The following is a 22,331-nucleotide window of genomic DNA, read 5'->3' as shown; positions in this document are numbered from 1 at the left end:
GGGACGATTATGTATCGTTTCCACACTAAACTGAATAGTTCGGTTTATTTTTTTCTACAAGAGGGCAGGCCACCGGCGGGATTGTAAAAAATCGGGCTCTTGGCTTGGCGATTGCGCCGGGGTATGACATGGCGCCATACACCAAGGATGCAGCCCCGGAGGGCAGGGATGAGCGACGTCGACAGTTTTATTGATGAGGTGACCGAAGAGGTACGCCGGGACCGCCTGTTCTTGCTATTGCGTAGATGGGGCTGGATCGGTGTGCTTGTGGTTGTCCTGATCGTGGGCGGTGCTGCGTTCAATGAAGTCCGCAAGTCGCGCGCAACCAGTCAGGCGCAGGATTTGGGTGATTCAATCCTGGCGGCGCTGGCACAGAATCAGTCGGATGACCGTGCCGCCAGTCTTGCCGCCGTCGAAACACAATCGCCGGGTGGGGATGCGGTTCTTAACATGCTGTTGTCGGCCTCTCAGTTTGAGGCCGGATCGGAACAGGATGCGGTCGCCAGCCTGAACGCCATTGCGTCCCAAGGGGATCTGCCGGAAATCTACCGCGCGATCGCGGCTTTCAAGGCGCTGCTTTTGCAAAGCGACACTCTGCCCGCAGCCGATCGCCGTCTTCAGTTCGAAGCGCTGGCTGCGCCGGGTGCTCCGCTGCGGTTGCTGGCCAAAGAACAGTTGGCCCTGATTGATGTGTCCGAGGGCAATGTTGACGCGGCCATCACGCGGCTTCAGGCCTTGCGCCAGGACGCAGAAGTTGGCGTGGATCTGCAACAGCGTGCGGCTCAGTTGATTGTAGCGCTGGGTGGCGAACCAGAGCCGCTGATCGCCCAACAGGGCTGATCCGGTGGCGGCAGGAAAACTTACAGGCGAGTTCGGAACATCATGGTAGCAAGTCTATTCTCCCGTATTGGATTGCCGATGGCAGCCCTTTCACTGACCCTGGTCGCCGCCTGCCGGGAACCCGAGGTTATCTTGCCGGGGCCGCGAGAAGATATCCGGCCCACTGCCGATACCGAAACGGTGGAAACTCGCGGCTCAAAACCGATCAGCCTTCCGGCGCAAAGAGCCAACGCGAGTTGGCCGCAAAGCCCGGGTACGGCCGCGTTCCGGACGACCAATGCACAGTTGCGCGCAACGCCGCAGCGCATCTGGTCCGCATCAATCGGTCAAGGTGACTCGCGCAAGCAAAGGATCACGGCTGATCCCGTGGTTGCGGGCGGGTTGATTTATACGCTTGATGCCGGCGCAACGGTGTCTGCAGTGTCGCCGCAAGGGCAGGTTGTTTGGAACACCGATCTTATTCCGCCAAGTGATGGCGACTCGGATGCCACGGGTGGTGGCATGGCCTATGATAACGGTGTGCTTTATGTGTCTTCCGGCTATGGCCGCCTAACAGCGCTGGATGCCAAAACCGGTGCAGTTCGTTGGCAAAAAAGGTTGAATGCGACCGGTAGCGGCGCGCCTTTGGTCAGTAGCGGGCTGCTGTATCTGGTGGCAGGTGACGAAACTGGCTGGGCGGTCAACACCAAGGACGGCCGCATCGCCTGGCAAATTCAGGGCACCCCAAGCGTTGGAAACGTTCTGGGTGCGCCGGCGCCAGTGATTGCATCAGATTTTTCCGTGTTCGCCTTTGGCTCGGGTGATGTCGCAGCGACGTTCCGTCGGGGGGGGATTCGCCGCTGGAACGCGTCAGTAGCCGGGGGACGTCGCGGACGTGCGGCGGCGCAGATCGTCGATGTAACCGGTGGACCAATGGTTGCGGGCGATAAGATCTATATCGGCAACCATTCTGGGCGCACAGTCGCGTTTGACGCCAATTCCGGCGAACGGATATGGACCGCAGACGAGGGGGCCGTCGATACAGTCTGGGCCGCTGGCAACAGTATTTTCCTGATCAGTGACCGCAGCCAACTGGTGCGGCTGGACGCTGCGACCGGAGCGATTGTTTGGGCGCAGGACCTGCCGGGTTTTGTCAAGGATAAGCCGGGACGCCGGGGGGCGGTCTACGCGCATTATGGTCCGATCATCGCGGGTGGGCGCATCGTCATCGCCTCGAACGATGGCTATGTTCGGTTCTTCAGCCCTGTTGACGGAGCACTGGTGAACCGTGTCGAAGTGCCGGGTGGCGCGACCACGGCACCGGTTGTGGCGGGTCAAACACTGTACGTCGTGTCGACCAAAGGTGATTTGCACGCTTTCCGTTGACCACAAGATGCGCTAAAGGGCGCGTCTGAGTCTTGAAAGTTGAGTATCATGTCGCTGACCCTCGCCATCGTGGGGCGCCCGAATGTGGGCAAATCCACCCTGTTCAATCGCCTTGTGGGCAAACGTCTGGCTTTGGTCGACGACCAGCCCGGCGTGACGCGCGACCTGCGCGAAGGCCCGGGGCGTCTGGGGGATCTGCGCTTTACCGTGATCGACACTGCGGGGCTTGAGGACGCAACCGACGACAGCCTTGAGGGCCGCATGCGCCGCCTGACCGAGCGTGCGGTAGACATGGCAGATGTCTGTCTGTTCATGATTGACGCGCGCGTCGGGGTCACGCCGACCGACGAATTGTTTGCCGAAATTCTGCGCAAACGTTCCAAACACGTGATCCTTGCGGCCAACAAGGCCGAAGGAAACGCAGCGGATGCCGGTGTGCTTGAAGCCTATAACCTTGGTCTGGGTGAGCCGGTGCGCCTGTCGGGCGAACATGGCGAAGGAATGACTGATCTTTATTCCCAGCTTATGCCCTTGGCCGATGCCGCCGAAGAACAGGCGGTCGAGGATGCACCGGAAACCGATATTGAACTGGATGAGGACGGCGAGGGCGAGACGCCCCTGATCACCGCTGAAAAGCCGTTGCAGGTGGCAGTTGTTGGCCGCCCGAATGCCGGTAAATCCACATTGATCAACAAGATCATTGGCGAAGACCGCCTGCTGACCGGGCCAGAGGCTGGTATTACGCGCGATGCCATCAGTCTGCGGATCGATTGGGCCGACCCGGACGGAGACAGCACACCGATGCGTATCTTTGATACCGCCGGTATGCGCAAAAAAGCCAAGGTGCAGGAAAAACTTGAAAAGCTTTCAGTCTCGGATGGCCTGCGCGCCGTGAAATTTGCTGAAGTGGTGGTGGTTCTGCTGGACGCTGCCATCCCCTTCGAACAGCAGGACCTGCGTATTGCCGATCTGGCCGAGCGCGAGGGTCGCGCCGTTGTTGTCGCCATCAACAAATGGGACATCGAAGAAGACAAACAGGAAAAGCTGCGGGATCTGAAAGAGTCCTTCGAACGTTTGCTGCCGCAATTGCGTGGCGCACCGCTGGTGACGGTTTCGGCAAAGACGGGCCGGGGGCTAGAGCGCCTGCGCGCCGCGATTCTGCGGGCCCATGACATTTGGAACCGCCGTGTGCCGACGGCCGCGCTGAACCGCTGGCTGACGGCCATGTTGGAACAGCACCCGCCGCCAGCCCCGCAAGGTCGCCGGATCAAGCTGCGTTACATGACTCAGGCCAAAACCCGCCCGCCGGGCTTTGTTGTCATGTGTTCGCACCCTGATAAAATGCCAGCCAGTTACACCCGGTATCTGGTCAATGGTCTGCGCGAATCTTTTGACATGCCCGGTACTCCGATCCGCCTGACTTTGCGCGGACAGGGGGACAAGAACCCGTACAAGGGACGCCGTAAGAAAAACGCGGGTGCCTTGGCCAAACATCTCAAGGGTCGCGCGTAACTGCGCCAATTTTCAGCATTTTCGGCTGAGGGGCGTGACAGCCCCATTTCCCCACGCTAGCATTCACTGGCGTGCATCTGTTTTTGTGTGCGTAATTTCACGCGGAGCTTCCGCACCAGTTTTTGACAACCATTGGACCTGACCAACGTGAGGAGCGGCTGGATGGATCTGAGGGAATACACTCGGCAATACGCGGTTCAGGACAACAGATTGGCCGCGCTGAGCTATTTTGGAACCTTCGCGATGTATTTCACATCGCTGGCGCTGGCGATTGCCTATGTGGATCGCTGGTATGTCATGATCCCGGCCGGGGTCGTCTTTGCCTTTTCGGCGGTGCGCCTTTACGTGCTACAGCACGATTGCGGGCATCACTCGCTGTTTGAGACACGTCGCCAAAACGAGTGGGCGGGGCACGGGCTTTCGCCGTTCACCTTTGCGCCCTTCGAGGTGATGAAACAGAATCACAACCTGCACCACGCCGGTATCGGCAATCTCGAGCACCGTGAGACGGGCGAAATCCATACGATGACCGTGCGGGAATGGAACAAGGCGGATTGGAAAGCGCGCCTGTTTTACAGGCTCTACCGAAATCCTTTCATCCTGGTTCCGGCCGGGGCTCTGTTCACGTATTTCGTCCGCTATCGGTGGCCCAAAAACACGATTCGGTTTGGCGTGAAGGGGGTATTGCTCCACAACTTGTCGATCATCGTCTTTCTTGGCCTTCTTTACCTGATAGCTGGCGCCACGGGTATTCTGGTCTGGTTGGTGTTTTCGCTTTTGGGCGGGATGCTGGGTGTGTTTTTGGTCTATCTGCAGCACAATTTCGAAGACACATACTGGGACCGTCGTCCGGATCTGGACCCGCAACTAGCGGCGCTTCAGGGATCATCGGCGCTGGATTTCGGGTGGTGGTTCGACAATGCGGTTGCGTGCATCACGCTGCACGACATCCATCATTTCAATGCGCGCATTCCGTCTTATCGGCTGCGTGCATGCCACTATAACCTACCGCCCGAATTCACGCCCCGCCGGATCAAATTCCCCGAGGCTGTTGCCGCTTTAAACCTGAAACTGTGGGACGAAGACGCCAAGCGGCTTGTTCCGTTTCCCGGAAAGGATCAATCCGGTAACCTCGCACACAGTAGCTGACACAAATGACCTGCATCCCTGGGCACTGGCTTGTGAGAACGTGTATCTGGTATACATAAGATAATGCAGGGAAAATCGGAAAGGACAAAGAATGACCGCAGTGACCGCAATAAAAGGCGTTGGAGAGGGGCTAGGAAAGTCACTCACCGCCAACGGTTTCAAAACCGCTGAAGCTGTTGCCAAGGCAACCCCCGCTGCACTGGTCAAAGCTCCTCGTATCGGCAAAGCCCGCGCAGCCGTCCTGATTGCCGCCGCGAAAGAGGCGATTGCGGCGAAACCAGCAGCCGCAAAACCCGCCGCGACTAAGCCAGCCGCCAAACGCCCTGCTGCGAAAACAAGTACGCGCCGCGCGCCTGCCAAAAAGCCCGCAGCGCGCCGAACAGCGCCCCGCAAGACCATCGCCGCCGCCGCTGCCGACAAGCGGGCGGAAGAGGCTGCGCGCAAAGCGGCTGAGGAAAAGGCCGCAGCCGAACTGGCAGAAGCCAAGGCAAAAAAGAAGGCTAAGGCCAAAGCCAAGGCTGAAAAGGCCGCTAAAAAGCTTGAGGAAATGGAAGCCGTCTTTTCAAAAGCCAAGGACAAGGTGAAGGCCAAGGCGAAGAAAGATAAGAAGAAAGATAAAAAGAAAAAGGCCGACAAGACGGACAAGAAGAAAGATAAGAAAAAAGATAAAAAGAAGGATAAGAAAAAGGCGAAGAAGTAAGCCTTCTCCGCCCTTAAGCCTCTTGAACCGGCGCCCTGTTGGCCGCCGGTTTTCTTATGCCAGCGTGCCGTCCAGTTGCAGCGTCAGCTTACCACCCAGATAGGGGGCCAGAACCTCGGGCAGGGTGACGGTGCCGTCTGCGTTCTGGCCGTTTTCCAGCACGGCGATCAGGCAGCGCCCAACAGCCAGACCGGATCCGTTCAGGGTGTGAACGTATTCCGGTTTGCCTCCTGCCACGGGACGGAAGCGCGCGTTCATCCGGCGCGCCTGAAAATCACCACAAGTCGAGACTGAACTGATCTCACGGTACGTATCCTGACCCGGCAGCCATGCTTCGATGTCAAAGGTACGGCGCGCGCCAAAGCCCATGTCGCCTGTGCACAGGATCACGGTGCGATAGGGGATGCCCAGCTTTTCCAGAATACCTTCGGCACAGCGCAGCATGCGTTTTTGCTCTTCATCCGACTTGTCGGGATGGGTGACCGAGACCATTTCGACCTTTTCGAACTGGTGCTGGCGCAACATGCCGCGCGTGTCCCGGCCAGCCGATCCGGCCTCAGACCGGAAGCACAGGGAATGCGCGGTGTAGCGGCGGGGCAGGTAGCTTTCTTCAATCATCGTGTCGTTGACGATATTGGTCAGCGACACCTCGGACGTCGGGATCAGCCACCAGCCTTCGCGGGTCTGATAGCTGTCTTCGCCAAACTTCGGCAATTGACCTGTGCCCTGCATCATCTCGGACAGAACCAGAACCGGAGCATTCACTTCAGTCAGTTCATTTTCGTTGATATGCGTGTCCAGCATGAACTGCGCCAGTGCGCGGTGAACGCGGGCGACGCCGCCGGACAACAGGACGAAACGCGAGCCGGACAGCTTTGCCGCCGTTTCAAAATCCATGCCGTTCTGAACGGCCTCGATTTCAAAATGCTCTTTCGGTGCAAAATCCAACTCACGCGGAGTGCCCCAGCGGTTGACCTCGACATTGTCGTTCTCGTCCGCACCTTCTGGCGCGTCCTCGGCTGGCAGATTCGGGATGCGGATCAGCTGATCAGTCAGCAGCGCATCCAGATCCTTGGCCTCGGTCTGCATCCGGGCAATTTCGGCCTTTTTCTCGGCGACCAGCGCGCGCAGGCGTTGAAATTCAGCCTCGTCGCCGCGTGCCTTGGCGGCACCGACTTCTTTGCTGGCCTTGTTCTGTTCGGCTTGTGCCGTTTCTGCGGACTGAATCTTGGCCCGGCGGCTTTCGTCCAGTCTCAGCAAATCTGACGACACCGGCGCGTCCCCACGGCGCGCAAGTGCGGCGTCGAAGGCGGCGGGGTTTTCGCGAATGGCGCGGATGTCGTGCATGGTTCAGATCCTTAAATGCGTGAATCACTGAAACCGCTTATGCACCATCTGAAAGGCGGGGTGTAGCGCCGGTTACGACTTATCGGCATCCTCGTGTGTTTCATGCGCCAGATGGCCATCCCAATGTTCGGTTGGGATCTTGGGATCAGGCGGATCAGCCATGTAAGAGGGCGTCATGATCTGCACACTGTTTTCATTGAACACGGCCACGATGTTGCGATGCAGGTCCGATTTAATCTTTGGAATAATACTGCCGCGTGTCGAATACCCGTTGATTTGATAATTGATCGCGTAATCGGCTAATGCTGTCCACAAAACAAACGGTTCCGGCTTGGACTTGATCCCCTTGGTGCGGTTGGCGGCCTCGATCAGCATCGCCTCGACCTTCTCGGGCGGCTCTTCATAGCCGATGCCAACCGTGGTATGCAGAAGCAGTCCGCTGCCGTCTGTTTTCTTCGAGAAGTTCACCACATCCGAATTCATCAGTTGCGCATTAGGGATCGAGATCAGTTCGTTCTTAATGGATTTCAGATGCGTCTCCATCAGTTTGATCTGAACTACATCGCCGATGTGGTCGCCGATCTGAATTCGGTCCCCGATCGAGGTCGAGCGACGATAGATCACAAACAGTCCTGCCAGCATGTTTGAGACGACAGAATTTGCACCAAGCGACAGCATGGCACCAACCAGGATCGTCAACCCCTGGAACGCCGCCGAATCCGATCCGGGGATGTAGGGAACGGCAAAGACCAAGGCGATCATGATCACCACAACACGGGCAATGTTGAAGGTTGGGCTGACCCAGTGCTTTTCGAAATCGCCCATGTCGAAGGAACCCGCCTCGACCGCGTCGAAGAACACCCGCATCCCCTTGATGATGTACAGCGCCACCCAAGAAATCAGGCCCAGCATGATCAAATTGGGGATGTAACTGATAATGCCTTTGAAGATCAGCAGTACCGGCTCGGTCAGATAGGTCAGCAACAGCTGCGCAAAATAGCGGGTTTCGGCGAAAGCCAGCAGAACAAACGAAAGGTAGTAATAAAAGCCGAGAAAGAAGATGATGAGCAGAACGAAGTTCAACCCATATCGTACCAGCGCAGCGATCGCTTCGGCCTGAACGCTTTTGGCTGTGGCAGTTTCCACGTCCTTGAGGTGAAGTGAGACAAATTTTAATGTCTTCCGTCGAATCCGACGGTGCACCCACAGGATTGCCACCACAAACGCCACAAAACCAATGGTCCATGCCACTGCCTCAATTGCACCGGACACGCGCGCCCGATCGGTGCGGTTGGCGCGGTAGTCTTCGATGGATTTTTTGATCGCGTTCCCGTGCAAAACGCTTAGAACGCTAAGCTCCATCTGATCCAACTCGGCATCGGCTTCGGTGACGATCGAGACTCTCTCGCCATCGGCCAGGGTCCAAATGCCGAACTCGGTCTCTTCGTATGTCACCTCAACCGTCAGTGCATCCGAGGCTTCGGCGATTTCGATGATCTTGTCCTGAACGTCTTCCGCCCTCTCTGGCGCGGGCAGGGCACTGGATCCCCTGACCTGGAACAATACGTCCCCGTCCACGATGACCGGAGCCACGAAACTGTCCGAGTCCGCCCCGTCAGAAGCAGGGGGCTCTGTCGGTGTTTCCTGTGCCAGTACGACGTCCGAAAACCACAGGCTGGACGCCAGGGCCGTCAGAAAATAAACCAGCAAAAGGAAGGGCTTGAATTGCCTTGCCATATGTCCCCCTTAACCCGAACTATACCCGGTTTCAGCGAGGTGCCTAGGACATATCTGCAACGCCTGGCTTGTTCTTTGTGCACTGTGGCCGGGTCAGGGCGGTGTACAGCGTTGCCTTCGCTTGCAAAGGCGCAATTCAGAGCATAGGTTCCCGCCAAATTTGCGGAGCATTTCCGCAGCACCAAAACAAAGGAATATCCCATGGAAGGTGGCGCAATCGCCCAGTTTCTCCCGCTGATCCTGATCTTCGCGATCATGTATTTTCTGCTGATCCGTCCGCAGCAAAAAAAGATGAAGCAACATCAGGCCATGGTCGAAGCCGTGCGTCGCGGCGATCAGGTCGTCACCCAGGGTGGAATGATCGGCAAAGTGTCCAAGGTCAAGGAAGGCGACAACGAGATCGAAGTTGAAATCGCCGAGGGTGTGAAGGTTCGTGTGGTCAAGTCGACCATTGCGCAGGTTCTGAACAAGACTGAGCCCGCGAAGTAACTTCGCGCCACAATTCCTTGAAAAGGCAGGGTAATGCTGCAAATTGATACCTGGAAGCGGGTTCTGATCTGGCTGGTCTGCGTGATCGGTCTGATCCTTGCCCTGCCGAATGCGTTTTATACGCGCGTCGAGCAATCCAACGATGCCAAGGCCGCAATTGAGCTTGGCATCGACACTCCCGAAATGCAGGCCGAGGCGGCGCAATGGCCGAACTGGCTGCCGTCGTCGCTGGTCAATCTGGGCCTCGATCTGCGCGGTGGTGCGCATCTGTTGGCCGAAGTTCAGGTCGGCGATGTGTACGAATCCCGGATGGAGGCCATGTGGCCCGAAATTCGCGATGCGCTGCGGGATGAGCGCGCCACTGTAGGCACCATCCGCAAGCAAGAGTCGGCCCCGGACGAGATTCGGGTGCGCATCAGCCAGCCCGAGGGTATGTCCCGAGCGCTTGAAGTTGTGCGCGGCCTGGCCCGTCAGGTGCAAACCCTGACCGGTGTAGGGGCAACCGATATCGAGGCGCGGGCTGAAGGCGACACAATCGTTGTTCAACTGTCCGAGGCGGAAAAACTTGCCACAGACGACCGCACTGTGCGCCAGTCGCTTGAGATTGTGCGCCGTCGTATTGACGAGGTCGGAACGCGTGAACCCACGATCCAACGGCAGGGTGCGGATCGTATCCTTATTCAGGTGCCGGGTATCGGCAGTGCTGGTGAACTGAAAGAGATCATCGGCACCACCGCTCAGCTGACATTCAATCCCGTTGTGGGGCGGGGCACCAACCCGGACGCAGTGCCGGGGATTGGCGAACAGGTCCTCCCCTCCATCGACGAAACCGGTTTGTTTTACACAGTCGAGGCGGCCCCAGTCGTCACCGGTGAAGAGCTGGTGGACGCGCAGCCAGCCTTCGACCAGAACGGTCGCCCAGCGGTCAGCTTCCGGTTCAACACTTCGGGAGCGCGCAAGTTCGGCGACTATACGCTGGAAAATATCGGCCAGCCGTTCGCAATCATTCTTGATGATGAGGTCATCTCAGCCCCTGTCATTCAAAGCCACATTCCCGGCGGTTCGGGCATCATCACCGGCAACTTCACCGTCGAAGAAAGCACCAATCTGGCTGTTCTGTTGCGCGCAGGCGCGTTGCCAGCCGGGCTGGAATTCCTCGAAGAGCGTACCATCGGCCCCGAACTGGGGCAGGACAGCATCGACGCGGGTAAGGTCGCAACCATCGTAGCCTTCGTCGCGGTGCTTGCCTTTATGGCGCTCAGCTATGGTTTGTTTGGTCTCTTTGCCAACGTCGCCCTGATCATCAACGTCGGCCTGCTGTTTGGTCTGTTGTCCCTGATCGGAGCCACCCTGACGCTGCCCGGTATCGCCGGTATCGTGCTGACGGTTGGTATGGCGGTGGATGCCAACGTGCTGATTTTTGAGCGTATCCGCGAAGAACTGAAATCCGCCAGAGGCCCGGCGCGCGCGATCGAACTGGGTTATGAAAAGGCGTTGTCGGCCATTCTGGACGCAAACGTGACCACATTCATCACCGCTGTTATCCTGTTTGCCATGGGCAGCGGTCCGGTACGCGGTTTTGCCATCACGCTGGGTCTGGGCATTCTGACCTCGGTCTTCACCGCGATCTTCGTGACGCGCCTGATGATCGTGATCTGGTTTGAACGCCGCCGCCCGAAAACGATCGAGGTTTGACATGAGACTGAAACTCGTACCCCAGAATACCTCGTTCGATTTCTTCAGCCGATGGAAAATCTGGCTGGGTATCTCGGCCTTGATGATGATCGTGGCGTTCACGTCCTTCATGCTTCAGGGGCTGAACTTCGGCATCGACTTCCGCGGTGGCACAACGATCCGGACGCAAAGCACCCAAGAGATTGATGTCGGAGTCTATCGTGACGCCCTTGCCCCGTTGGAATTGGGGGATGTGACAATCACAGAGATTTTCGATCCAAACTTTGGACCGAATGAGAATGTTGCGATGATCCGTATCCAGGCTCAAGAAGACGCCGAGGCGGTTACATCGGACGTGATCACTCAGGTCGGCGAGGTGCTTGCTGCTGCTGATCCGGGCCTCAAATTGCCGTTTGAAAGCGTTGAATCCGTCGGTCCTAAAGTCTCGGGTGAGCTGATCCAAACTGCGGTTATCGCGGTGGTGTTGGCGATCGGAGCGGTGCTGGTATATATCTGGCTGCGTTTCGAATGGCAGTTCGCCTTGGGCGCGGTGGCCGCATTGGTTCACGACGTAATCCTCACGATCGGCATATTTTCGGAACTGCAAATCCGGTTCGATCTGGCCATCATCGCCGCATTGCTGACCATCGTGGGGTATTCGCTGAACGACACCGTGGTCGTCTTTGACCGCGTCCGCGAGAACCTGCGGAAGTACAAGAAGAAGGACCTGAAAGAGGTCCTGAACATCTCGATCAACGAAACGCTTAGCCGGACGGTGATGACCTCGGTCACCACGCTGCTGGCGCTGATCTCGCTTTACGTACTGGGCGGGGACGTGATCCGCGGCTTTGTTTTCGCGATGATCTGGGGCGTGATCGTAGGGACGTATTCCTCGGTCTTTGTGGCCTCGACCATCCTGCTGTGGCTGGGCGTCAAGCGCGACTGGTCGAAGCCGTCCAACAACGCGGGCAACCAGTTCGCAAATGTGGATGCCTGATATTCTCGGCCAGTCCCCCACGGGGCTGGCCGTTATCTTTTTTGCAGCGACGCTAGGCGGCATCGTACGCGGGTTTTCCGGCTTTGGCACCGCGCTGATTTTTCTGCCTCTGGCCACTCCGTTCCTCGGCCCGTTTGGGGCGCTGATCGGACTGACGATCATGGATATCTTCGGGCCACTCCCCAACCTGCGGCGGGCGTGGCGCGCCGTAGACCGCGGAGACCTGGCACGGTTGCTGCTTGGCTGCGCTTTGATCCTGCCTGTTGGCTTGTGGGTCCTCACGCAGGTCGAGCCCGAGGTGTTCCGATACGCGGTCAGCTTCCTGGCCTTGTTCATGCTCGCTATCCTGATCCTTGGATTACGCTACCAAGGCCGCGTGCGACGCGCGATGGTGACAGCCATCGGTGGCGCTGCGGGTTTTCTCGGCGGCGTCGCTGGGTTGCCTGGACCGGCGGTGATCCTGTTTTACATGTCCCGTCCGCTGCCGGTAGAAGTCATTCGGGCCACGATCCTGCTGTTCCTTTTCGGCTTCGACTTTCTTATTTTCGGCTCTCTGTCTGTCATGGGGCGTGTGACCTTCGACAGTGTTGTTCTGGGGCTGGCTCTGTCGGTCCCGAACCTTTTGGGCAATTGGCTGGGCGGCTGGCTATTCAACCCCGAAAAGGAAAAGCTCTACCGCACCGCCGCCTACGTGGTCATCGCGCTGGCCGCCTTGTCGGGCCTGCCGCTTTGGGGCATAGAAGATATCCATGCGGTTGAATGAGATAACATATAACAACGCAACACCGGTCGATGGCTACGGGCCCGGCTTTTTCCGTATTGGTGGCCAGGTCCACGAAGGGGCGGTTCTGACCGGTCCATCGGGCACCACCGGTTGGGGCGGATACGACGATCAATCCTCTTTGCTTACACTGGCTGGGCATGTGGATGTCCTGTTGATCGGAACGGGCGCTGATCTGGCCCATATCCCCTCAGACCTTCGAGCGGCGCTTGAGCAGGCCAGCATAGGCGTTGAGATCATGAACTCTCCTGCAGCCTGCCGTACCTACAATGTTCTGCTCTCCGAAGGCCGCCGCATCGCGCTGGCTTTGCTTCCCACCTGACGGGATCCGTTTCATCTGACCAAAAATATCCCGGGGAGCGGGAGGGGGTAGCCCCTCATTTTCATGTTTATCCGAAAGCGGCTCGGGCATTGCCCTGCGGCAAATCCCGCCTTTTGCCCCTATGCGCAATAAGATAAGCGGGAAGGTATGACACTGACCGTAACCGATCTTGCCATCACCCGCGGGGGTATCCCCGTGCTCGAGGGGCTCAACTTCTCGCTTCAATCCGGGCAAGCACTGATCCTGCGTGGGCCAAACGGGATCGGCAAAACAACTTTGCTGCGTACACTTGCGGGGTTGCAGCCGGCGTTGAGCGGAACCATTGACGGGGCCGAGGATCAAATTGCCTACGCCTCGCATTCTGACGGGTTGAAGCCAACGTTGACGGTTGTGGAAAACCTGACCTTCTGGGCCTCGGTCTTTGGGACAGATGACATCCAACCGGCATTGGATGCCTTTGCCTTGAACGAGCTGTCGGACCGCCATGCGGGAAACCTGTCCGCCGGGCAGAAACGTCGCCTTGGACTGGCCCGGATGCTGATCACCGGGCGGCCGATCTGGATGCTGGACGAACCGACGGTGTCACTGGACAAAAGCGCCGTCCAGATGTTCGCCGATACCGTTCGTGCCCATCTGGGGCAGGGCGGTTCCGCCCTGATCGCAACCCATATCGACCTTGGTCTGGACGGCGCGGTTCTGGATGTGGGTCCCAACAAAGCCAAACCAAAACCCATCGACGACTTTGACGGAGGCTTCCTGTGATCGCCCTGCTGCTGCGCGACCTGAAACTGGCCTTCCGCGCGGGCGGGGGGTTTGGCCTTGGTCTGGCGTTCTTTTTGATTGTGACCGTTCTGGTGCCGTTCTCAGTCGGCCCGCAATCTTCGCTGCTGTCGACCATTGCCCCGGGTGTGCTTTGGCTGGGCGCGCTTTTGGCCTGCCTGTTATCGCTTGATCGTCTGCTTGCGTTGGATTGGGAAGACGGGTCGCTTGACCTGTTGGCCACCGCGCCCTTGCCGCTTGAGGCGGTTGTGTCGATCAAGGCGCTGGCCCACTGGATAACAACGGGTTTGCCACTGGTTCTAGCCGCGCCGTTTCTGGGTGTGCTACTGAACTTGCCGGTGCCAGGCTTTTTCTGGCTGGTGATCTCACTTTTGGTCGGCACCCCGGCCATGAGTGTGATCGGGACCTTTGGCGCAGCTCTGACTGTCGGCCTGAAACGGGGGGGGCTATTGTTGTCATTGCTTGTCCTGCCGTTGTATGTTCCCACGCTGATCTTCGGGGCCGAAGTCGCACGCCGCGGCGCCACGGGGATGGAAACGCAGACACCGCTGTTGATGCTGGCAGGGATCACGGCGGCCACGATTGCTCTGTTGCCTTTTGCCAGTGCGGCCGTGCTGCGGATCAACCTTCGGTGACACGGTCGCAGTTTGACTGATGTCAATTGAGAACAAACACGAGTCGGACTAAGTAGAGCCCATGTCTATCGCAGCCAAAGCCAATACCCTCTGGGAATACGCCAACCCGCGCAAATTCCTCGCGACCAGCGAGCGGGTCCTGCCGTTCTTCTGGATGACTTCTTTTGTGTGTCTGGTCGTCGGGCTGATCTGGGGCTTTTTCTTCACGCCGGATGACTACAAGCAGGGCTCGACCGTCAAGATCATTTACCTGCATGTGCCTGCGGCGCTGATGGCGATCAATTGCTGGCTGATGATGCTGGCCACATCTTTGGTCTGGCTGGTGCGCCGCCACCATGTCAGTGCACTCGCTGCGCGAGCGGCAGCTCCCATCGGTATCGTGATGACCCTGATCGCGTTGGCAACCGGCGCGATCTGGGGGCAACCGATGTGGGGTACGTGGTGGGCCTGGGATCCACGCCTGACGGCTTTCCTGATCCTGTTTCTGTTTTACCTTGGCTACGTAGCCCTGTGGGAAGCGATCGAGGATTCCGATACAGCCGCTGATCTGACCTCGGTCCTGTGTCTGGTGGGGTCGGTTTTTGCCTTGCTCAGCCGCTATGCGGTGAACTTCTGGAACCAAGGCCTGCATCAGGGGGCATCCGTGATGCGCGCCGCAGCCGTCACCGGCGCGGATACCGAAGAAAAAGTCAGCAACATTTATTTCTATCCGCTGCTGGTATGTATCATCGGATTTGTGCTGCTGTTCATTGCGTTGGTTCTGTATCGCACAGGAACGGAAATCCGGGCGCGACGGATTAAGGCGCTGCTGGCGCGAGAAAGGCTAAACGGATGATCCCTGATCTTGGAAAATATGCCGACGCGGTCCTGTGGTCCTATGCGGCCTCGCTGGGGTTGCTGATTGCACTGGTGGCTCTCAGCGTAATGCGTGGGCGCAAAGTCCGGGCGGAAATGGAAAAGCTCGAACACAGGATGTCACGCAATGGCTAAAATCTCACCCCTGATGGTTGCGCCGCCGTTGATCTTCGGCGCTTTTGCCGTTTTGGCCGGCATTGGCATGTTCCGGGATGACCCCGATGCCTTGCCATCTGCACGCGAAGGGCAGCCCGCGCCACCTGTCGCTCTGACCGAGTTTCCGGGCAAAACGTTGTTCGACGATGACACCCTGCGTGATGGTGAGGTCAAGCTGGTCAACTATTGGGCCAGCTGGTGTGCGCCCTGCCGGGCTGAGCACCCCAACCTTGAGGCGCTGTCCGAAGAGGGCATCCCGGTCTATGGCATCAACTACAAGGATCAGTTGGCCAATGCCGAAGGTTTTCTGACCGAACTGGGCGACCCATATGAGGCCATCGGACGGGATGAACAAGGGCGCATGGCGCTGGACTGGGGTCTTTACGGTGTTCCGGAAACTTATGTAATCGACGGAGAGGGCACAATCATCCTGCGCTTTGCCGGTCCGATTACGCAGCGCGTCATCGAAAGCAGGATCCGCCCGGCACTGGAAAAAGCCGGCCAGTGATCTGATCCGTTGCCATCCGGAGCGTGCCTGCTGCACGCGCTCTATTTCTTATTTCTGCTAGTTGCGCTGGCACCCAAGAAAAAGCCCCGGCGCATTGGCCGGGGCTTTGTTGCTTTAATCTTCCTTGGCAAGGTTCCGCAGCACATATTGCAGCACGCCGCCGTTTTCGATGTATTCGATCTCGGGCGCGGTATCGATCCGGCATTTCAGCGTGATTGTTTTCTCGGTTCCGTCGCCGAAAATGATGGTGCAGGGCACCTCTTGCAGCGGCTCGACCGAATCCAAGCCGTGGATTGATACGGTTTCATCGCCTGTCAGGCCCAATGTCTTGCGGGTGTCGCCGCCGGTGAACTCGAACGGGATCACGCCCATGCCAACCAAGTTGGACCTGTGGATACGCTCAAAGCTTTCGGCGATCACGGCTTTGACGCCCAGCAAGGCCGTGCCCTTGGCAGCCCAGTCCCGGGATGAGCCGGCGCCGTATTGCTCGCCACCAAAGACGACCAGCGGAAGGCCTAGTTCCTGGTAGGCCATTGATGCGTCGTAGATCGAAGCCTGTTCGCCGTCAGGACCTTTGGTATAGCCGCCTTCGACGCCGTCCAGCATCTCATTCTTGATGCGGATGTTGGCGAATGTGCCACGCATCATGACCTCGTGGTTGCCGCGGCGGGAACCGTAGGAGTTGAACTCGCGTGGCTGCACCTGACGTTCGATCAGGTACTGACCGGCAGGTGAAGTGCTTGCAAAAGACCCTGCGGGTGAGATGTGGTCGGTCGTGACCATGTCCCCAAGAACCGCCAACACCTTGGCCCCTTCGATATTTGAGATCGTGCCCGGCTCGGTACCCATTCCCTGAAAATAGGGAGGGTTCTGGATATAGGTCGAAGTCGGCGGCCAGTCATAGGTTTCCTGTTGCGGAACCTCGACGCTTTGCCATTTCTCATCGCCTTTGAAGACATCCGCATATTTCGACTGGAACGCTTCGCGGGTGACAGTTTCCTGCACCAGCTCGGCAATTTCGCTTTGGGTTGGCCAGATGTCCTTCATGAAGACGTCATTGCCGTCCTTGTCCTGCCCAATCGGCTCGGATGTCAGGTCGATATCCATGGTGCCAGCCAACGCATAGACTACAACCAGCGGTGGCGAGGCGAGGTAGTTGGCCCGCACGTCCGGCGAAATCCGGCCTTCAAAGTTGCGGTTGCCGGACAGGACGGACGTGGCGACCAGATCACCCTCGGCAATTGCTTCACTGATCTCCCTCTGAATCGGGCCAGAGTTGCCGATACATGTGGTGCAGCCATAACCAACCAGGTTGAACCCGATGGCATCCAGATGTTGCTGCAGGCCAGCCGCCTCAAGGTATTCAGATACAACCTGCGAGCCGGGGGCCAGCGAAGTTTTGACCCAGGGCTGTCGGTTCAGGCCCAGCTCATGCGCCTTTTTTGCAACCAGACCGGCCCCGATCATCACGTAAGGGTTCGAAGTGTTGGTGCAGGATGTGATCGAGGCGATCACGACCTTGCCCGATTCCATGCCGTAGTTTTCGCCCTTGACCACGACCTGCTTGCCCATCGGGCGCTTAAAGGTTTCGGCCATTTCCTTGGTAAATGCCGCCTTGGCGTCGGTCAGCGCAACATAGTCCTGCGGTCGTTTCGGGCCGGAGATAGCGGGAACGATCGTGCCCATGTCCAGCGTCAGAGTGTCGGTGTAGATGGGCGCGTAGTTCTCATCACGCCAAAGGCCGTTTTCCTTGGCATAAGCTTCGACCAGTGCCAGGCGATCCTCATCCCGACCGGTGTTACGCATATAGCGCAGGGCCTCACCATCAATCGGGAAGAAGCCGCAGGTCGCGCCATACTCGGGGGCCATATTGGCAATCGTTGCGCGGTCAGCCAACGGCAAACGGTCCAGACCGCTCCCGTAGAACTCGACAAATTTGCCCACCACGCCTTTCGCGCGCAGCATCTCGACGACTTTTAGAACAAGGTCAGTGCCAGTGGTGCCTTCCACCATCGCGCCGGTCAGCTCAAAGCCTACTACCTCAGGGATGAGCATCGAGATCGGCTGGCCCAGCATCGCGGCCTCGGCCTCGATCCCGCCGACGCCCCAGCCCAGAACGGCCATGCCGTTGACCATGGTTGTGTGGCTGTCGGTGCCAACCAGCGTGTCAGGGTAGGCGACTTCGTCGCCGTTCTGATCGGTGTCGGTCCAGACTGTTTGCGCCAGGTATTCCAGGTTCACCTGATGGCAGATGCCGGTTCCGGGGGGAACAACGCGGAAGTTGTTGAAGGCTGACTGCCCCCATTTCAGGAACTGGTAACGCTCCATGTTGCGTTCATATTCGCGATCCACGTTCATCTGGAACGCGCGCGGGTTGCCGAATTCATCAATCATGACCGAGTGGTCGATGACCAGATCAACCGGGTTCAGCGGGTTGATCTTCTGCGCATCGCCGCCCAGCCCTTTGATGCCATCGCGCATCGCGGCCAGATCAACAACAGCCGGAACGCCGGTAAAGTCCTGCATCAACACGCGGGCAGGGCGATACGCAATCTCGCGCGGGTTCTTGCCGCCATTGCGTGCCCATTCGCCAAAGGCTTTGATATCGTCGACCGCGACGGAAAAACCATCGTCCTCGAACCGCAGCATGTTCTCGAGCACCACTTTGAGCGCGGCGGGAAGCTTGGAAAAATCACCCAGACCGGCCTCTTGCGCGGCGGGGATAGAATAATATGAAATGGATTTGCCATTCACGCTAAGGTTGCGGCGTGTTTTGGCGGTATCTTGTCCGACTTTGATGGGCATCTGTGGCCTCCCTCTGAAATGACTTAGATCCCGGGATTCGCTAATCTTTATCTGCATCACCAACGCCTTTGGTTCAAGGACCAAGGTGGTGAGCTCATTGAGTTATGTATACCATTGCACACAAAATTTAAGGGTAACGATGGTCGCATGTCTCAAGAAACGTTGATTGGAGGTTGAACGGGCTTGCGTTTAAACCGGGCAGTACACCCAGCCAAAGGCCCGAGACCCGTAATGTTCAGATCCATTCGCGCGACAGCGCTAGTTTCCTTGTTTCTCTCTACAGCAGCCCTGGCCGGGGGCGACCCGGTTGTGGTTGAGTTGTTCACATCTCAGGGCTGTTCGTCCTGTCCGCCTGCCGACCGGATCATGCATGATTTGGCCAAACGCGACGATGTGATCGGCCTGGCACTGCATGTGGATTACTGGGACTACATCGGCTGGAAGGACGAATATGCCGACCCGGATCACACTCTGCGCCAGCGCACTTATGCGCGAGAAGGTGGGCGGTCGATGATCTATACGCCTCAGATGGTGGTGAATGGGCAGCAGGATGTGGTCGGGGCGCAATCGCGGGAACTGGATCGCCTGATCAATGCACATCTCAAGGCCACCCCGCAAGCATCCGTGACGGCCGTGCGCTCGGGTGATGATGTATCGGTGGATGTGACGCCGGTCGAACTGCCGGCCGGAGAAACCTATGACATTAGGGTCATTCAGTATTCACCGATGCGCCATGCCTCGATCCGACGCGGAGAGCTGGCTGGCCACGATCTGGACTATGCCAATGTTGTCGAGGCCTGGCATATGGCAGGTCAATGGGACGGCGTCGCGCCTCAGGCGTATTCGGTAACCGTCGACACAGATTATCCGGTAGTTGTGCTGGTGCAAAGGGCAGGGCACGGCCCGATCGTGGCAGCCGCGCGGGTCAAATAATCAGGGCATGTCCTCGGGCTGCACGCCCAAACCGTTCCAGGCTTTCCAGCGCCGGTGGATCCAAAACCACTGACCCATATGCTGTCTTACCATGGCCTCAAGATCGTCATTGGTGAACTGGGTCATGGTCTTCGGATCTGTATGCGGCACCGGATCGTGTAGCACGATTTCAAAGTCCACGCCGTTTGGTTGCCGCACCGCATAGCATGGGATCAGGACGGCGTTGTATTTCATTGCCAGTTCTGCATTCAGGACTGAGGTCACGGCGGGTTTGCCAAAGAATGTCAGCTCTTCACCGCCATGGGCGTGCAGATCGGATACGATCGCGATGATCCCATTTTTTTTGAGCGAACGAACCATCTCCACCATTCCGCGACGGCCCTGTTCAAACATCGGCGAGCCGGTCTTATGGAACGCCTCGACATACATGTCGTTGAAATAAGGGTTCGCCATGCGGCGATAGAGGCACCCAATCGGTTGACCGCTGCGTTCCTGCAGGGCGATGCGTGCCGCAAGATAGTGACCAAAATGCGCGGTGATCATCATGATCGGTCGCCCTTCGGCGACGGCAGTGTCAAATGCGGCAACACCCGAGCCGCTTACCTTTGCCGTGCGCTGACGTTCGGTGAACCCTTCCGGCGAAAAATGCTCCATAATCGCGCGACCGGCATTGTCCGGAACGGCGCTGCAAATTCTGTTGACCTCGGCTTCTGACAGGTCAGGGCGGGTCAATTTCAAGTTGCTGCGCACGCGTTTGGTAAAGCCGATCAACGGTGAAAGCCCACGTGCGATTGCGCCCATGGTGGCCAGACGTGTTTCATAGGGCAACAACCTCAAGGTCCCGATGACGCCCTTCATGAACAATCCAGTGATGTAGTATTTTCTAAGCTCTGTGCGGCTTAGTTCCGACTTTTCGACGGGCATGAATAGGTCTCACCGGCTGTTGCGATTTGCCGGGCAAGACATACAAGGCGGAAACCGCAACCACAAGCGTTGCAAAACAAAGCCATGTTTTGACTTGCCGGATCGGACTTGCCCGTCACTCTTCGCTATCCTCTTCGATCAACGCTATTGCGCCTTCGTCGACCAGTGTTCGAATTGAGCCGATGACAAGTGTCATCGCTTCTTCGGCTTCTGCCAGCTTCACCTTGCCGCGTTCGGTGATTTCCTCGCGCAGGTTATCCGCCATACGTGTCGACATGTTGGATAGCAGGAACTCGACCGCGGCTTTGTCATTCTCGGCCGTGGCGCCAGCCAAGGCGGTGACGAGATCAGCCTGATCCAATCCACGCAGAATCGCAGGCACGTCCCTGGGCAGGATGCGGGCCGGGATATGGGCGAAGGTGAATATTGATTGGCGCACCAAAGCTGCAAAGTCGGTGTCTTCTTCATCCAGGGCCGTCAAAAGCCCGTCGCGCGTCGCTGCGGCTGATTGGTTCAGAATCGCACCGACCCGCGCTCCGGGGCCATCCGAAAAGGCCGTGGCCGGGCGTCGATCAAGTTGCGCCGCCAGCGACCAGCCAATCCGTTCAACCGCCTCGGGTGTGATGTTGGCCGTTTTGGACACGGCATAGGTGATGCGCCGCGCGACCGGGCCGGGCAGGTGACCCAGAAGTTGCGCGGCATTTGCAGTTTCCAGCTTGGACAACATGACCGCTGCAATTTCAGTGCTTTCGGCCAGAGCGATGGTGGCCAAATCTTCTGTCGGGATTTCGCGCAGCCGTTGCCACGGATCGCCGATCTGGCGCACCCCGGCTTCCTTCCGCAACCTAGCCGCTGTTGCCGGCGTAATCTTGTCGCTGACTGCGTCCAGAGCACCGGCCAACCCATGTGGAAAAGACAGGCCGACACTGTCCAGCGCTTCGGCAAATTCATGTGCGACGGATGCCAGCGTGATGCGATCCACTAGGCCCATCTGACCCAGCTGGTGCGTCAGCTTTTCCTGCAAATCGTCGGGAAGTTCTTCCAGGGGGATATCTGCGCCCTCATTCAACAAAAGACGCACCACGACGGCGGCTTTTTGTCGGTTGCTCAACGCCTTGGGCACGACGCGGGGCGCGTCGTTCTGGGCGTCGGCTGCGGGTGTTGATGTCCCCGGTGCCAGTTGAACCAAAGAGTTTGTGTCCTGCATCTGCCCGTGGTGCCAAGTTTCTGTTCCACAGGCAGATTACGGAGAGTCGGGTAAAGAAAGGCTGAAGTTTAGTAGTTGTAAGTCAGCCCGGTGCGGATCGCCTCGCGCAGGGATGCCTCGGCCCAGGTGCCTTCACCGCCGCGCGCCTTGATCTCGCGCCACTGTGCGATGGCAAGATCGGTTTTGCCTTCGGTGACAAAGCCCTGACCCATATAGCTGCGCGCCAGTATGTTGTCGGGATTCGCCTCAATGGCGTTCGAATAGAAGGCATTCGCCAGATCAAGCTCACCCATTTTGCGGTAGGTGAAACCCCAGTAAGTCAACACGCGATCATCATCCTGATCCATGATGCGCAGGATGTCCTGTGCATTTTCGATCTGTCCATCATAGGCCAGTTCGCGCACGGCGTCATACAGCTCTTCTTCAGTAAAGTTGGTCTTGTCCGGCTTCACGCACCGTCCGGCGTCTTTGTCATAGACGCGACCGAAGAAACACTTCTTGGTCGTGTTGGTCGGTTTTGGCGGGCTGCTGTCACCGCCAGCGGCGATCGCGACCGGCGCGAATGCAAAGGCCTGAAGGGCGATGGCTGAAGCGAGTACTAGGCGCATTTTCCTA

General features: G+C 58.1%; 22 protein-coding genes. 16 read left to right on the top strand and 6 right to left on the bottom strand.

Features of this window, described 5'->3' with window-relative positions:
* Window positions 1–168: 168 nt before the first annotated feature.
* The 5 genes from AC2FIO_RS08295 (at window position 169) to AC2FIO_RS08275 (ending at window position 5,566) form a co-directional block, all read left to right on the top strand.
* The gene (locus AC2FIO_RS08295; protein ID WP_496696869.1) at window positions 169–840 is read left to right on the top strand and encodes a hypothetical protein; all 672 of its coding nucleotides are present in this window, start codon (window positions 169–171) and stop codon (window positions 838–840) included.
* 42 nt (window positions 841–882) lie between these two features.
* Window positions 883–2,205 carry an outer membrane protein assembly factor BamB family protein gene (locus tag AC2FIO_RS08290; RefSeq protein ID WP_496696867.1) on the top strand — a complete coding sequence of 441 codons (1,323 nt, stop codon included), beginning with the start codon at window positions 883–885 and terminating at the stop codon, window positions 2,203–2,205.
* A gap of 48 nt (window positions 2,206–2,253) precedes the next feature.
* Window positions 2,254–3,717: a ribosome biogenesis GTPase Der gene (gene der / locus AC2FIO_RS08285; RefSeq protein ID WP_496696865.1), complete on the top strand. Its 1,464-nt coding sequence runs from the start codon at window positions 2,254–2,256 to the stop codon at window positions 3,715–3,717.
* 162 nt (window positions 3,718–3,879) lie between these two features.
* Window positions 3,880–4,866 (top strand): fatty acid desaturase, encoded by a 987-nt coding sequence (locus AC2FIO_RS08280; protein ID WP_282120416.1) that lies wholly within the window; start codon window positions 3,880–3,882, stop codon window positions 4,864–4,866.
* Between the two features lie 91 nt (window positions 4,867–4,957).
* Entirely contained in the window at window positions 4,958–5,566 is a 609-nt protein-coding gene (locus AC2FIO_RS08275) for a helix-hairpin-helix domain-containing protein (protein WP_496696863.1), read from the top strand.
* A 54-nt stretch (window positions 5,567–5,620) separates the two neighbouring features.
* On the opposite strand, the gene serS is transcribed toward AC2FIO_RS08275, so the two are convergent.
* Together serS and AC2FIO_RS08265 are read right to left on the bottom strand one after the other, a co-directional pair.
* Window positions 5,621–6,913 carry a serine--tRNA ligase gene (serS, locus tag AC2FIO_RS08270; protein WP_496696861.1) on the bottom strand — a complete coding sequence of 431 codons (1,293 nt, stop codon included), beginning with the start codon at window positions 6,911–6,913 and terminating at the stop codon, window positions 5,621–5,623.
* Between the two features lie 72 nt (window positions 6,914–6,985).
* On the bottom strand, window positions 6,986–8,650 hold the full coding sequence (locus tag AC2FIO_RS08265; RefSeq protein ID WP_282169314.1) for a mechanosensitive ion channel family protein: 1,665 nt from the start codon (window positions 8,648–8,650) through the stop codon (window positions 6,986–6,988).
* 201 nt (window positions 8,651–8,851) lie between these two features.
* On the opposite strand from AC2FIO_RS08265, the gene yajC reads away from it, so the two are divergent.
* The 10 genes from yajC (at window position 8,852) to AC2FIO_RS08215 (ending at window position 15,847) form a co-directional block, all read left to right on the top strand.
* A complete protein-coding gene (gene yajC, locus AC2FIO_RS08260; protein WP_058274044.1) occupies window positions 8,852–9,139 on the top strand; it encodes a preprotein translocase subunit YajC in 288 nt (95 codons plus the stop codon).
* 33 nt (window positions 9,140–9,172) lie between these two features.
* Entirely contained in the window at window positions 9,173–10,834 is a 1,662-nt protein-coding gene (gene secD, locus AC2FIO_RS08255) for a protein translocase subunit SecD (RefSeq protein ID WP_496696858.1), read from the top strand.
* Window position 10,835: 1 nt separating this feature from the next.
* Window positions 10,836–11,810, top strand: a complete 975-nt coding sequence (gene secF / locus AC2FIO_RS08250) for a protein translocase subunit SecF (RefSeq protein ID WP_496696856.1) — start codon at window positions 10,836–10,838, stop codon at window positions 11,808–11,810.
* Window positions 11,803–12,573, top strand: a complete 771-nt coding sequence (locus tag AC2FIO_RS08245; protein ID WP_496696854.1) for a sulfite exporter TauE/SafE family protein — start codon at window positions 11,803–11,805, stop codon at window positions 12,571–12,573. Before secF ends, AC2FIO_RS08245 begins: the two co-directional genes overlap by 8 nt.
* Window positions 12,560–12,913, top strand: a complete 354-nt coding sequence (locus AC2FIO_RS08240) for an Mth938-like domain-containing protein (RefSeq protein WP_058278135.1) — start codon at window positions 12,560–12,562, stop codon at window positions 12,911–12,913. Before AC2FIO_RS08245 ends, AC2FIO_RS08240 begins: the two co-directional genes overlap by 14 nt.
* A 147-nt stretch (window positions 12,914–13,060) precedes the next feature.
* Window positions 13,061–13,675, top strand: a complete 615-nt coding sequence (ccmA, locus tag AC2FIO_RS08235) for a heme ABC exporter ATP-binding protein CcmA (RefSeq protein ID WP_496696852.1) — start codon at window positions 13,061–13,063, stop codon at window positions 13,673–13,675.
* Complete coding sequence (ccmB, locus tag AC2FIO_RS08230; protein WP_058274038.1) at window positions 13,672–14,328, top strand: heme exporter protein CcmB; 657 nt, start codon at window positions 13,672–13,674, stop codon at window positions 14,326–14,328. The genes ccmA and ccmB overlap by 4 nt, the downstream gene beginning before the upstream one ends.
* Before the next feature lie 61 nt (window positions 14,329–14,389).
* A complete protein-coding gene (locus tag AC2FIO_RS08225) occupies window positions 14,390–15,163 on the top strand; it encodes a heme ABC transporter permease (protein ID WP_058274037.1) in 774 nt (257 codons plus the stop codon).
* Window positions 15,160–15,318 (top strand): heme exporter protein CcmD, encoded by a 159-nt coding sequence (gene ccmD / locus AC2FIO_RS08220; protein ID WP_199520000.1) that lies wholly within the window; start codon window positions 15,160–15,162, stop codon window positions 15,316–15,318. The genes AC2FIO_RS08225 and ccmD overlap by 4 nt, the downstream gene beginning before the upstream one ends.
* Window positions 15,311–15,847, top strand: a complete 537-nt coding sequence (locus AC2FIO_RS08215; RefSeq protein ID WP_282120427.1) for a DsbE family thiol:disulfide interchange protein — start codon at window positions 15,311–15,313, stop codon at window positions 15,845–15,847. The genes ccmD and AC2FIO_RS08215 overlap by 8 nt, the downstream gene beginning before the upstream one ends.
* 114 nt (window positions 15,848–15,961) lie before the next feature.
* Here AC2FIO_RS08215 and acnA read toward each other — a convergent pair whose 3' ends face one another.
* Window positions 15,962–18,652: an aconitate hydratase AcnA gene (gene acnA, locus AC2FIO_RS08210; protein WP_496696848.1), complete on the bottom strand. Its 2,691-nt coding sequence runs from the start codon at window positions 18,650–18,652 to the stop codon at window positions 15,962–15,964.
* A gap of 231 nt (window positions 18,653–18,883) precedes the next feature.
* Between acnA and AC2FIO_RS08205 the strand changes: the two genes are divergently transcribed.
* A complete protein-coding gene (locus tag AC2FIO_RS08205; RefSeq protein ID WP_496696846.1) occupies window positions 18,884–19,585 on the top strand; it encodes a DUF1223 domain-containing protein in 702 nt (233 codons plus the stop codon).
* Here AC2FIO_RS08205 and AC2FIO_RS08200 read toward each other — a convergent pair whose 3' ends face one another.
* The 3 genes from AC2FIO_RS08200 to AC2FIO_RS08190 all read right to left on the bottom strand — a co-directional run bounded on the left by AC2FIO_RS08200 (window position 19,586) and on the right by AC2FIO_RS08190 (window position 22,324).
* The gene (locus AC2FIO_RS08200) at window positions 19,586–20,509 is read right to left on the bottom strand and encodes a lysophospholipid acyltransferase family protein (RefSeq protein WP_282120430.1); all 924 of its coding nucleotides are present in this window, start codon (window positions 20,507–20,509) and stop codon (window positions 19,586–19,588) included.
* A gap of 115 nt (window positions 20,510–20,624) precedes the next feature.
* Window positions 20,625–21,716, bottom strand: a complete 1,092-nt coding sequence (locus AC2FIO_RS08195) for a flagellar motor switch protein FliG (protein ID WP_496696843.1) — start codon at window positions 21,714–21,716, stop codon at window positions 20,625–20,627.
* A gap of 68 nt (window positions 21,717–21,784) precedes the next feature.
* Window positions 21,785–22,324 (bottom strand): tetratricopeptide repeat protein, encoded by a 540-nt coding sequence (locus AC2FIO_RS08190; protein ID WP_058277484.1) that lies wholly within the window; start codon window positions 22,322–22,324, stop codon window positions 21,785–21,787.
* Window positions 22,325–22,331 lie beyond the last annotated feature (7 nt).

It is taken from the genome of Ruegeria sp. CDSB086 (assembly GCF_059611065.1).
This window is presented reverse-complemented; position numbering and strand designations above follow the sequence as displayed.